Here is a 12,124-nt window from a genome sequence, read left to right on the forward strand (position 1 = left end):
ATCTCCCAAACGAGGCGAAGCAGAAAACGCCTCTATGGTACGCGCAATTTTGTGTCCGCACGCGTTGATAGCATAGAACGCGTCATGGAACACAAGTTCGTAAGAAGAGGAGAACGCCATGATGTCAGAGATTACGGGCTATCGTGAGGAAGTTCAGACCATCAAGACGGCGATATTGCGTGCGCAGTATGCTGCGGCGAAGAGCGCCAACGCTCAGCAGCTGCAGCTCTATTTCGCCGTGGGAGGCTACGTCTCCGCCAACACGCGCAATGGCACGTGGGGAACCAACGCGCTCAAAACCATCAGCGAACAATTGCGGAAGGAGCTGCCAGGACTCAGGGGCTTCTCCACAACAAGTCTCAAATATATGCGAATCTTCTTTGAAGCTTGGTCTGCTCCGGGCGATGAACAGGCGTTTCTCGATTCGTCACTCGTGAGTGACGAATCTTCAGACGGTGGCCTTCTGCAAATTCGTCACTTGCAAGTGCCGAATTCAAACACATGTTCTCTCGATGATTTTTTAGCGATTGGGTTTACCCATCATCGGTATATCCTTGCAGGTGCTAAGACCCTTGACGAGCGGCTCTTCTACATTCACAAGTGCGCATTTGAGCACTTAAGTGTGGAGGCGCTCAAACGCTCGCTGAAGGCGGACGACTTTCATCATCAAGGAGAGGTCTCCAACAACTTCCTCTCAACGCTGCCAAAGGGTCAGCAGGCGCTGCGCGCTATCGCCACGTTCAAGGACGAGTATCTGCTCGACTTTATCAATATTGAGGAACTCGGGGTGCGCGATGCGGAGGATGTCGACGAGCGCGTGTTAGAGCAAGGCATCGTGCAGAATATCAAGCAGTTCATCATGACGTTCGGTCGAGCCTTCGCGTTTGTGGGAAACCAGTACCATCTCGACGCCTTTGGCATCGATCAGTACATCGACCTCCTGTTCTTCAACCGCGACCTCAACTGTTTAGTTGCAGTCGAGCTCAAGAGCGGCCCCTTCAAGCCGGCCTATCTCGGCCAGCTCTCTGGCTATCTACGCATCCTGGACGACTTTGAGCGTCGCGAGCACGAGAATCCCTCCATAGGCCTTGTGCTTTGCAAAGACATGGACAAGGGATTTGTTGACTATGTGATCCAAGACTTCACAAAACCCATGGGTGTGGCCACCTATAAGACGTCGAAGGATATGCCACGAGAGTTGCTCGATGCTCTGCCGCCCATCGATGACTTACGGATGTTGCTGGAGAGGTCTGATGGGTAGCGGTAGGAATTGTTCGGTGTTAGAAGCTTATTTCGCTTATGGCCTTGAGCTTTGCCGATGAGCATGGGGTGGGGAACGTATCAAGGCAGAGTTTGTCATGCAATGAGTATGACAAACTCTGCCTGGAGGAGAGGATACTTCCATGGCAATTGTCCACCGCAATGCTCTCAAGCATGGTTTGTCTGAGAGGGAGGTTCTAGATAATGACTGAGTACAAACTAGCTGATGGATCGGTCCTGACAGACGAAGATATCGAGCGCGAGAGCGTAGAGTTTGAGCAAGAGACTTGGACGGGTCGTCTTGAGCGCATCCATGTCAGGCCTGGCGTTGTTGCTGATGAGCCGCTTGTTGCAGTTACCGTGCGCTTTCCGGCATCCATGGTGGTGGCAATCGACCGAAAGACGGGGGATCGATCCGATTTTATTCGGCGGGCCGTTTTCCCTGCGCTGTAGTAACGTTGCGTCTCCTAAATCGACCTTGGTTTCGTCGAGGAGGTAGATCTTGAGGATGAGGTGTCCTGCTTCGGTGAACCCGTTCTCGAAGACGGGCAGCACGCGCGACACGGACTACCGCGACCTCCTGACCTTCCGCGACGGGGAGTAGCGGCTTGGCGGTGTGCGGCGCCGGCACGTGACGGTGGCGGGCATGAGGCTTGGCCTTCGCGACGGCATGTTCTTTAGAGTTTGCGGTGCATGATGGCACGGCCGTTTTCAAATCGTGAAACATTGCCCGGGAATGAGTAACAGGCTTTGGTTCGTACATCCGTTATAACGGGAGTTGCAAGAAGTGACATCCGTGACGAGAGGTTGAACTCATGACTCAGCACCGGTTTCCCGAAGGTTTCCTCTGGGGTGCTTCCACCAGCGCTTTTCAGGTTGAGGGTGGGTATGATGAAGGAGGCAAAGGTCCGGCAACCACCGATCGCGGCCCGGGGCGTCCCGGCATCGCCGATAACAAGATCGCCTCGGACCACTATCATCACCGGCGTGAGGATGTCGACCTCATGGCCGAGCTCGGCATCAAGGTCTACCGGATGGGTTTCGCTTGGAGCCGCATCATGCCCGATGCCTCGGGGGATCCCAATCCTGAGGGCTTGGCGTTTTATGACCAGCTGATTGACTACCTGCTGGAGCGAGGGATCGAGCCCTTGGTCACCCTGTATCACTTCGAATGTCCGAGTGCGTTGGTCGAGGCCTTCGGCGGCTGGAAGAGCCGTAAGATGATCGACTTCTATGTGCGCTATGCCGAAATCTGCTTCACGCACTTCAAGGGGCGCGTCAAGCGCTGGGTTACCGTGAATGAACAGCTAATTGCGACCTCCGCGCCCAGCAACACGGGTGACACCGAAACCGATCCGCGCCAACGGCAGAAGAACGCCTACCAGATGAGCTATCATGTCGCTCTTGCCGAGCATCGCGCCATCGCGTGCCTGCGACAGATCGACCCCGATGCGCAGATCGGCCCCGTTGTCGCCATGCAGGTGGTCAACCCGCGGACGAGCGCTTCGGCGGATGTGCTTGCGGCCATGAACGCCGAGGAGATGATGCAGAACTACCTGCTCGACCTGAGTGTGCGCGGCGACATCTCGCCTTATGCGCGCTATTACCTGGAGCGCGAAGGTTTCTACCCTGTTGTTGAGTGCGGGGACCACGACATCCTGGTCGCGACGAGGCCCGATTTTCTTGGGGTGAACTACTATTTCAGCAATTGTGCGCATGAGCGCACGGAGCCCATCCGCTTCGACCGGTTCCCTCCGTGGTCGGGCGGGGATTTCGAACTCTGCGATAACCCTGCGATCGCGCCGACCGAGTGGATGTCGAACGGCATCGACCCCCTTGGGCTTCGCGTGGGCATGCGCAAGCTCTACGATCGCTACCAGCTTCCGATGATCGTCACGGAGAACGGCATGGCGCTTTCCGAGTCACTTGACGAGGAGAACAGGGTGCATGATGCCGTGCGCATCGAATACCTTTCACGACATTTGGGCGAGGTCGAGGAGCTCATTCGCGAAGGCTATCCCGTCTTCGGCTACTGCGTTTGGAGCCTCATGGATCTATGCTCAAGTCATCAGGGGTTCACTAAGCGCTACGGCCTTCTGTATGTCGATCGCACGGAAACCGATGCGAAGCAATGCGCTCGTTTCAGGAAGGACAGCTTCTTCTGGTATCAGGACGTGATTAGAGAAAACGGCTTGCCCTGCTGAGCGTCGGTGGTCCGACGAGATTACTCGCCAGTACCGGAATCGGCTCCATAACGCCTCAGGTATTCCATGACTATCAAGTCGATGGCGGCAAGCGCACCGAACTTGCCCGTGTCGATGTTGTTGGTCACTCCGCAGCTCAGTATGCAGGAGGCATGGTTCCAGTAGGCGCTTGAGGTGTTTTGTGTGATGACGAGAAGACGACAGCCGGAGGCGGCGAGTGCGTTGACGATTTCTGGATAACGAATGGGGTATGTTCCCCCTATGCTGCAAATGATGGCGAGGCTGGATTTGGTGAGCGATTGCGCGCAGGCGAGCTGCGATGAATAATCGAGGTAAAGCTCGATGAGGCGGTTCATGATGGTGAGCCTGCTTTGGAAGTAGCGGCCCACGTCCCAGAGGAAGTGGTGGGAGAAGAACGCGACATGCCCGCTGTCGTGCAAATCATCGACAATGGCGGGCAGTTTCGCGATGTTTGCCGCCGAGACGGTCGTTTCGATATTGAGCAGGATCGCCTCCCGGTAGGATGCCAGAGCGCCTTCCGTGTCGTTTGACAGCTGTTCTACAAAGGCATGTGGAAACAACCCGGTTTTGAGGACGTCATGTTCAAGCTGGTTGCGCAGGTCCTTGAAATCAGCGAAACCCATAAACCGGCAGAATCGCGACACTGAAGCCTTCGAGACGAAGCACATGTCGGCGATTTCTCCAATCGAGAGCTCGCTCAGCTTGCTGTAGTTTTTCACCAGCGTGGTCGCTATCTCGTAGTTGGTGTCGTGCTGCATTGCGGTGTCGATGTAGTCAAGCAACCGTTCGGCAACCGATCCCATCGAGATGGATTTTTCCATGATGGCTGTCCCCTTTATGCTCAGTGGCCCGAATAAGAGGGCCTCATTTGACCAAACTATAGCTCAAACATGCCGGTATTCCTGCGGAGTTTCACGTTATGAAACTCGCGTAGCCATCTCGCAACCTTGTGGCACAGCATGTAACCGATTTTGGATATAGCCGGCGTCATACTTAATGCAAGAAGAGACGACGAAGCTTGCCGCCCCGCCGGAACACGGCATCGGCTCTACACAGGGCATCGCTTCGTTGCTTTGCCGCTCGACGAGATATCGGTTGAGGAGGATCGGATGAAGCGGTTATTGCTGCGCGCCGACGATTTAGGTTACAGCGACGGTGTTAATTGCGGGATAGCGGCCGCGGTCCAAGCGGGGCTCATTCGCTCGGTGGGCGTCATGACCAACATGCCGCTTGCAGAAAGCGGTTTGGCGCGCCTGCAAATCAAGGATCTCTGCTTGGGTCAGCACACCAATATCTGCACGGGTAGGCCCCTCAGCGATTCCTCGCTCATCTCGAGCATCGTTGACGATGATGGCAATTTCAAGCGGAGCTCAGCATATCGCGCCGCCGCGCGGGCTGGGGAGGACTTCGTGGTGCTTGACGAGGTCATTATCGAAATCGAGGCGCAGTATCGGCGATTCCTTGAGCTCGTCGGGCGTGAGCCCGATTACTTCGAGGGACATGCGGTCGCAAGCCCCATGTTCTTCCGCGGCCTTGAGATCGTTGCCGAGCGTCACGGCCTGCCCTATTTCGCGATGGGTGCTCCGGGCGAGCCAGTCACCTTTCGCTCGACGCCGGTGCTTTCCTATGTTCCCAAGGATTTCTCGTCATATGAAGCGGATCCCTTTGCGGCGCTTCGAGAGGCGCTTGAAACGACACCGGAAGGGATATGCCGTCTCATGGTGTTTCACCCAGGTTATATCGACGCGTACTTGCGAGATAACTCGACCATGCTCGAGGCCCGCATCCGGGAAGCCGCGATGCTTGTCGACCCTGATGTCGCCGCATGGCTTGCAGAGCAGGACGTGGGGCTCGTGACGTACGCGGACCTGACGTAAGCGTCCGCTGGGGCAATCTCGCCAATTCACGCTGAATGGCGTACTGCCTGAAGCACGTCGTTGTGATTTTGAAGAGAGGTGGATGCGCTATCTAGAGGGGAAGATGCCGCACACGGGCATCGATAGGGTTCACTGCAAAGATTGGAGCTGAAACATGGCGGTATTCGACAAGATCCAAAACATAATGGATAAGACAATCGCACCTGTGGCAAGCAAGGTTGCTGACAGCAAGATGCTCGACGCCCTCATGGGCGGCATGATGTGCACGCTGCCCATGACCCTTGGCGTCTCGGTTATCGCGATTCTCATCAACTTCCCCATTCCGGGGTTCTCCGATTGGGTGGTTTCGAGCGGTCTCATGGCGACCGGCAACTCCATCCTCACCGTTACCATGAACATGATGGGTATATACATCTCCTTCTTCATCGGTTTGAGGTGGGGTAAGGTATGCGGCCTTAGCGGTTATACCGGTGGCATCGTGAGCGGCGCGGTGTTTTTGGCATTCATGCCGCAGCAATCGTTCGAGGATATTCCCATGGCGAGTTTCATCAACACGTCGTACATGGGATCGAACGGCATCTTCGTCGCCATTCTGCTTGGCCTGATCGTGCCGAAGGTGACAGCCATTTTGATGAGCAAGCTTGAAATCAAGCTCCCCGATATGGTTCCGCCCATGGTTGCAGACTCGCTGTCGCCGATGTTTGCCGCCATCGTGCTATTCACTGCGGTGTGGTTCGCCAAGTGGGGTCTTTCTTTCACCCCGTGGGGCAACCTGTTCGATATGATCAACACCTTGATCGGCACGCCGGTCACGATGGTTGGTGCCTCTCCTTTGGCCTATATCATCGTGTGCTCGCTGCAGTCGATCTTCTGGTTCTTCGGTGTCCACCCCAACGTGATGCTCAACTTCTACGCTCCGGTAATCATGGCTTGCAGCGCTGCTAACACCGAGGCCATCATCGCGGGCGAGGCACTGCCCTATGGCGCTTGGGCCGTCGTCGCGCTCGGCACCGCCATCGGTGGCCAGGCTAACGCCCTGGGCATCAGCATCTCGCTGCTCTTCACCAAGTCCGAGCGCTTCAAGGCGATTCGCGGCATCGCGCTTGTTCCGTCGCTTTTCAATATCTCCGAGCCGCTCATGTTCGGTCTGCCGGTCGTGCTGAATCCCACGTACTTCATCCCGTTCGTGCTGAACATCCCGGTCTGCGCCATCGTGGTCCAGGCGCTTTACGCCCTCGGTCTTGGGGCTGCGTTCAATCCCACGATTCAGCTTCCCTGGGTGCTTCCCCAGCCGGTCATCGCATTCATGCAGGGCGGCATCGGGTGCCTGGTGATCTCGGTTGCGGTTTTGGCGGTGTCGGTGCTCATGTATACCCCCTTCACCCTTATGGCTGATCGCCAGGCGTTGCGAGAGGAGCAGGCCGCTCTCGAGGAATCGGCCGCATAGGGATTTTCATATTCACACCATCATTTTCCATGAGGTTGGGAGCGTAGGATGAAACATATCGTACTTATGTGCGCCGCGGGCGCTTCGACGAGCATGCTGGTACAGCGCATGCAACAGGCGGCTGAAAAAGACGGTTTCGTGTGCACCATCGAGGCGCACCCTGTCAACCAAGCGGCGGAATATGCGGATAGCGACGTTATCCTGCTGGGACCGCAGGTTCGCTTTGAACTCAACAAGGTGAAGAATCAAGTGAACTGTCCGGTGGAGCCGATTGATATGACAGCGTATGGGACAATGAACGGCGAGGCCGTGCTCAAACAGGCTCGAAAGTTGCTGGGGGCATAGCCATGTCAGAGATCAAACAAGAAGCGATCGATCAGTTTGAAATGACGTGCTTCTCTATCGTCGCTCAGGTGGGGAGCGCGCGCAGCTGCTACCTCGAAGCGATAGCCTGTGCCGAGAATGGTGATTTTGAGGCCGCCCGGAAACTTATCGACGAGGGCAACGTGGTGTTCAACGCAGGCCACGACGCTCACATGAAACTGCTTCAGCAAGAGGCCAGCGGCGAGGAGCTGCCGTTTCGCATCATCTTGCTGCATGCGGAGGATCAGCTCATGAGCGCTGAGGGCTTCCGTATCCTTGCCGAGCGCTTCATCACGGTCTATCAACGCATGGGTGCAAGCGCCTAACTGATTATCTGACGGGAAGCCGGGACTGCCATGCAGCCCGTCTTCCCGTTTCATGAAGATGTTTTCACGATCGAGGAGGTACCCAATGGCATTTCCGGAAGGTTTCCTGTGGGGTGGCGCCACCGCCGCCAACCAGTATGAGGGCGGCTGGGAAGAGGGCGGCAAAGGACCGAACACCTCGGACGCCATGACCAGCGGTAGCCATACGGTGTCACGGCAGATAACGTGGCGTAATACCGCGACAGGGGAAACCGGCGCGCTTCCCGTGTATGCGGTTTGCGAGGAGGGACTTCCTGAAGGGCTGGAGGTGGCGGTGGTTGATGGCTACTACTATCCCAGCCACACGGCCACCGACTTCTACCACCACTACGCCGAGGACATCGCCCTCATGGGCGAGATGGGCTTCAAGTGCTTCCGCCTGTCCATGAACTGGGCGCGCATCTTCCCCACGGGCGAGGAGGCTGAGCCCAACACCGAGGGTCTAGCGTTCTACGACGCCGTGTTTGACGAGTGCGCTAAGTACGGCATCGAACCGCTCGTGACGCTCTCGCACTACGAGACCCCGCTCGCGCTCGTGAACAAGTACGGCGGTTGGAAGAGCCGCGAGCTCATCGACCTGTTCGTGCGCTACGCCACCTGCGTCATGAAGCACTATCAGGGCAAGGTGAAGTACTGGCTCACCTTCAACGAGATCAACATGATGAGCATGGGGAGCTTCATGGCGGGCGGGCTTACGGATGGGAGCCCCCATGCGAAGGCCCAGGCGGCGCACAACCAGTTCGTGGCGTCTGCCCTTACGGTTCGGTCGGCGCACCAAATCTCCCCTAAGATCATGGTGGGTCAGATGCTCGCGTACAACCCCATCTACTCCTATTCCGCCGACCCCGCCGATCATCTGCTCGCCATGGAACGCGAGCGTGACGCGCTGTGGTATGCCGACGTGCAGGTGGGCGGCCACTATCCCGCCTATCGCTTGAGGGAGATGGAGCGCGCGGGCATCAAGCTGGAAATGGGCGAGAACGACCTCGAGCTTCTCGCAACCTATCCGGCAGATTTCCTGTCGTTCTCGTGCTACGGAGGCTCGACGGTATCGTTGCGCCAGAAGGAGCTCGAGGTCGCGTCCGGCAATCTCGCTTTCGGCATGGTGAAAAACCCCTACCTCGAGACCAACGCCTGGGGCTGGGCGACCGATCCGTACTGCCTGCGCATCGCCTTGAACGAGCTCTACGACCGCTATCACAAGCCGCTTTGGATCGTGGAGAACGGTATCGGCTGGAGCGACGAGGTGAAGGCCGACGGCTCCATCCATGACGGCTACCGCATCGACTACCTGCGCAAGAACATCCAGAGCATGGAGGATGCCGTGGAACTCGACGGCGTGGACCTCATGGGCTACACCATGTGGGGCTGCATCGACCTGGTCAGCGCCGGCACGGGCGAGATGCGCAAGCGCTACGGCTTCGTCTACGTCGACCGCGACGACGAGGGCAAGGGCACGCTCGCGCGCAGCCGCAAGGACAGCTTCTATTGGTACAAGAAGGTCATCGAGAGCAACGGCGAGGACCTGGACTAACCCTATGGGACAGGGGATAAGATTATGGACTGCTATTTCGGTATAGATGCGGGCGGCACTCAGGTGAAATGGGCGGTGGTGAACGCCGACTACCACATTGAGGAGCACGGAAGTATCCCAACATGCACCTCGCCCGCCGACCAGGTTATCGAAACGTTCCGCTCGGTGATCGAGCCCCATCGCGCCCGGGTGAGGGGTGTGGGAATAAGTATGCCCGGAGTCTTTTCCGAAGGCGATTCCGATGGCGTGGTTGGGGGAGGCGGCGCCCTTCACTGTTTGGACGGATATCCGCTCGGTCGCATCTTGCGCGAGAGCACGGGGCTTCCCGTAACCATCGAGAACGATGCGATGTGCGCGGCACTGGGAGAATATGCCGTCGGCGCGCTGAAGGGGGTCTCCCTGGGGTTGATGGTGGTGATCGGTACGGGTCTCGGCGGTGCCATCGTTGTTGACGGTCACATCTTGCGAGGCGCGCACAATCTCGCCGGCACCGTGTGCTTTGTGAGCAACGATGTGCGCAAGCCCGTGACCTTTGGGTCGGTGTACGGTGATGTCACCAGCTGGCGGGCGCTCCGAGACCAGGTGTGTGCGGCGAAGGGGATTGATCCGACCGATGATATTGACGGATATCGGATTTTCTCTTGGATTGAAGAGGGGGATGAGGACGCTCGTCGCGGTCTGGATGCATACGCGCTGGTCTTCGACAACATGCTGATGGGGTTGCAGTCGGTCATCGACCCTGAGGTCATCGTGGTCGGCGGCGGAATCAGCGCCCGTCCCGAGCTGTTTGAGGCATTTGAGCGCATGATGGATCAGGCTCACGTTCTTCCCATCATACCGAGGCCCTGCATCAAGCCAGCACAGAACGGCAACGATGCCAATTTGCTTGGCGCTGTGCGCACGCTGCGCCGCTCGCTTGGCGAGTGCGATTGATTGGCGGCTGGTGGCCCGACTCGCGGCCTCCTGTCCTAAAAAAAGAGTATGGGCTCCTTCGTTCATTCGAACGAAGGAGCCCACGTTTTGTAAGGGGCCTCCTGGCGAATTTTCATTCGCCAGGAGGCCTTTTGCTGTTGATCGAGAATGTCGCTGGACAGTTAGTTCAGATACGTATTTTTCAGAGGGTGTGTAAAGGCCGACCTGAGCCCGATTGGGCTGAATTTGACTTTCCGAACCGGTGGAGACGCTCAAATAAGGGCGATAGAGGTCATTATGGGGCTCAAAGTGACTTCAAATCACCCTAGTAGCGCCAAGAGGCACGGCCAAAAAATACGTATCTGAACTAACTGTCCACTACCCTCCGCAAACCTTTCATTCCAACCCAAATTAGCCAACGTACGTCATAGCAATCCCCGGTAGGTCCCCGGGTGCCCCGCGGCGGGCCGGGTTTATTATCGGAGCGACTTTGCGAAGCAAGGGGAGCGAAGATAAAAACCCGGCCCGCCGCGGGGCACCCGGGGACCGCAGGGACGGGAGCAGCTATACTACTCTCAGTAGTTAAGGGTCGCGGATTCGCTGCGACACCGCTCTCAACAGGAGGTCTTTGTTTATGGCAGATCAGAAGCCGGTTGTCGGGATCATCATGGGCTCCAAGTCCGATCTGGGCGTTATGGAAGGCTGTACCGCCGAGCTCGAGGCGCTCGGTGTGCCCTATGAGCTCGTCATTGCGAGCGCGCACCGCACGCCGGCGAAGGTCCACGAGTGGGCTTCGACTGCTGCCGACCGCGGCATCAAGGTGATTATTGCTGCTGCCGGCAAGGCTGCTCACCTGGGCGGTGTCGTGGCTGCGTTTACGCCGCTGCCGGTCATCGGCGTGCCTATGAAGACGAGTGACCTGGGCGGCATGGATTCGCTGCTGTCGATGGTGCAGATGCCTTCGGGCGTGCCCGTGGCCTGCGTTGCCATCAACGGTGCCAAGAACGCCGCCATTTACGCCACGCAGATTCTGGGCGCATGCGACCCCGAGTACCGCAAGGTTATCGAGAAGATGAAGCAGGAGATGGCCGACGCCTAGGCGTTCCGCCGTTTCACCGCAGTATAAGGAGAGCCATGTCCGACTATCAGGGAAAACGATTCAAGGTTCCTCAGATTCCCGATCCGTCGAAGCCGGGTGCTGCCCGTGCGGCACAGCAGGGTCGGACATCCTCTCCTCAGCAGCCGCGCGCGCCGCGTCCCGTAACGCCGACATCCCATCGTCGTCAGGATACGCCGGCTGCGTATCGTCCTTCGTCTTATAGCACCGCTAAGAAGCCGCCCCTGTCTTCATCGCATGCCGCGCCGTCGGATTACACCGAGCCGCCGCGCAAGAAACGCCGGTCCGTCATTCCCATTCTGCTCATCATTATCGGTATCGGTCTGATCGTTGCCGCTGCCGCCATCTTTATCAATGCGCAGATTGGCTACAAGCAGGCGAGCGAGTCGTATCAAAAGATCGAACGGCAGTATAGCGATAAGGACGCTAGCGGCGTGCCGATTATCGATTTCAATGCTCTTGCCCAGACAAATCCCGAGGTCGTCGGTTGGATTTACGTACCGGGCACCAACATTAACTATCCCGTAGTGCAGGCTACTGATAATTCCAAGTACCTCAACACGTTGTTCGATGGCACGTCCAACGCATCGGGTGCCATCTTCTTGGATTACGAGGACACTGCGCCCGGCATGGTGGATCAGCAGACTACGATCTATGGTCACCACATGAACGACGGATCGATGTTCAATGTGATCTCGGGCACGACCGATCAGGCGACGTTCGACAGCATAGAGTGCGTGTACTACATCACGCGCGACGCCACCTATAAGCTGCGTCCGCTGGCGACCAAGGTCGTTGAGGACACGTATGCCAAGGCGCGTACGCGCAATTTTGAGGGCGACGACGGGCTTAAGAACTACCTGTCCGAGATGCTCGACGGTGCCTCTGCCGTGGCGAGCGATGCGGGCGACCGCGCCGCCTCAGCAACCAAGGTCGTGACGCTCGTGACCTGTCGCTCGCTGTCGCTGAGCAACACGCGCGTCGTCATGGTGCTCACGCCGGTCGAGGAGTAGATTATCCAGGG

Annotated in this window: 12 protein-coding genes; 10 read left to right on the plus strand and 2 right to left on the minus strand. The window is 57.6% G+C overall.

The genetic code is table 11. From position 1 onward, the window contains the following. The first annotated feature begins 118 nt into the window (after positions 1 to 118). The gene (locus DXD94_RS03785) at positions 119 to 1,261 is read left to right on the plus strand and encodes a YhcG family protein (protein WP_117734791.1); all 1,143 of its coding nucleotides are present in this window, start codon (positions 119 to 121) and stop codon (positions 1,259 to 1,261) included. A gap of 218 nt (positions 1,262 to 1,479) precedes the next feature. Here the strand turns inward: DXD94_RS03785 and DXD94_RS09640 are convergent, their stop codons facing one another. Continuing rightward, positions 1,480 to 1,824: a hypothetical protein gene (locus DXD94_RS09640; RefSeq protein ID WP_157758013.1), complete on the minus strand. Its 345-nt coding sequence runs from the start codon at positions 1,822 to 1,824 to the stop codon at positions 1,480 to 1,482. A 251-nt stretch (positions 1,825 to 2,075) separates the two neighbouring features. On the opposite strand from DXD94_RS09640, the gene DXD94_RS03795 reads away from it, so the two are divergent. Continuing rightward, entirely contained in the window at positions 2,076 to 3,464 is a 1,389-nt protein-coding gene (locus DXD94_RS03795) for a glycoside hydrolase family 1 protein (protein WP_117734790.1), read from the plus strand. 20 nt (positions 3,465 to 3,484) lie between these two features. Here DXD94_RS03795 and DXD94_RS03800 read toward each other — a convergent pair whose 3' ends face one another. Continuing rightward, entirely contained in the window at positions 3,485 to 4,306 is an 822-nt protein-coding gene (locus tag DXD94_RS03800; protein ID WP_117734789.1) for a MurR/RpiR family transcriptional regulator, read from the minus strand. A 252-nt stretch (positions 4,307 to 4,558) separates the two neighbouring features. On the opposite strand from DXD94_RS03800, the gene DXD94_RS03805 reads away from it, so the two are divergent. The 8 genes from DXD94_RS03805 (at position 4,559) to DXD94_RS03840 (ending at position 12,113) form a co-directional block, all read left to right on the plus strand. Continuing rightward, a complete protein-coding gene (locus DXD94_RS03805; protein ID WP_233502133.1) occupies positions 4,559 to 5,362 on the plus strand; it encodes a ChbG/HpnK family deacetylase in 804 nt (267 codons plus the stop codon). Positions 5,363 to 5,516: 154 nt separating this feature from the next. After that, entirely contained in the window at positions 5,517 to 6,809 is a 1,293-nt protein-coding gene (locus DXD94_RS03810) for a PTS sugar transporter subunit IIC (RefSeq protein WP_089572595.1), read from the plus strand. Positions 6,810 to 6,857: 48 nt separating this feature from the next. Then, positions 6,858 to 7,154 carry a PTS sugar transporter subunit IIB gene (locus DXD94_RS03815; RefSeq protein ID WP_089572594.1) on the plus strand — a complete coding sequence of 99 codons (297 nt, stop codon included), beginning with the start codon at positions 6,858 to 6,860 and terminating at the stop codon, positions 7,152 to 7,154. 2 nt (positions 7,155 to 7,156) lie between these two features. After that, the gene (locus tag DXD94_RS03820) at positions 7,157 to 7,498 is read left to right on the plus strand and encodes a PTS lactose/cellobiose transporter subunit IIA (protein ID WP_117734788.1); all 342 of its coding nucleotides are present in this window, start codon (positions 7,157 to 7,159) and stop codon (positions 7,496 to 7,498) included. A gap of 85 nt (positions 7,499 to 7,583) precedes the next feature. Continuing rightward, a complete protein-coding gene (locus tag DXD94_RS03825) occupies positions 7,584 to 9,071 on the plus strand; it encodes a glycoside hydrolase family 1 protein (protein ID WP_089572592.1) in 1,488 nt (495 codons plus the stop codon). Positions 9,072 to 9,095: 24 nt separating this feature from the next. Next, a complete protein-coding gene (locus DXD94_RS03830) occupies positions 9,096 to 10,004 on the plus strand; it encodes an ROK family protein (protein WP_089572591.1) in 909 nt (302 codons plus the stop codon). A gap of 613 nt (positions 10,005 to 10,617) precedes the next feature. Next, positions 10,618 to 11,082: a 5-(carboxyamino)imidazole ribonucleotide mutase gene (gene purE, locus DXD94_RS03835; RefSeq protein WP_006235810.1), complete on the plus strand. Its 465-nt coding sequence runs from the start codon at positions 10,618 to 10,620 to the stop codon at positions 11,080 to 11,082. Positions 11,083 to 11,117: 35 nt separating this feature from the next. Next, positions 11,118 to 12,113 carry a class B sortase gene (locus tag DXD94_RS03840; RefSeq protein WP_117763270.1) on the plus strand — a complete coding sequence of 332 codons (996 nt, stop codon included), beginning with the start codon at positions 11,118 to 11,120 and terminating at the stop codon, positions 12,111 to 12,113. Positions 12,114 to 12,124: the final 11 nt, after the last annotated feature.

It is taken from the genome of Collinsella sp. TM10-22 (assembly GCF_003466125.1).
Lineage (GTDB): Bacteria > Actinomycetota > Coriobacteriia > Coriobacteriales > Coriobacteriaceae > Collinsella.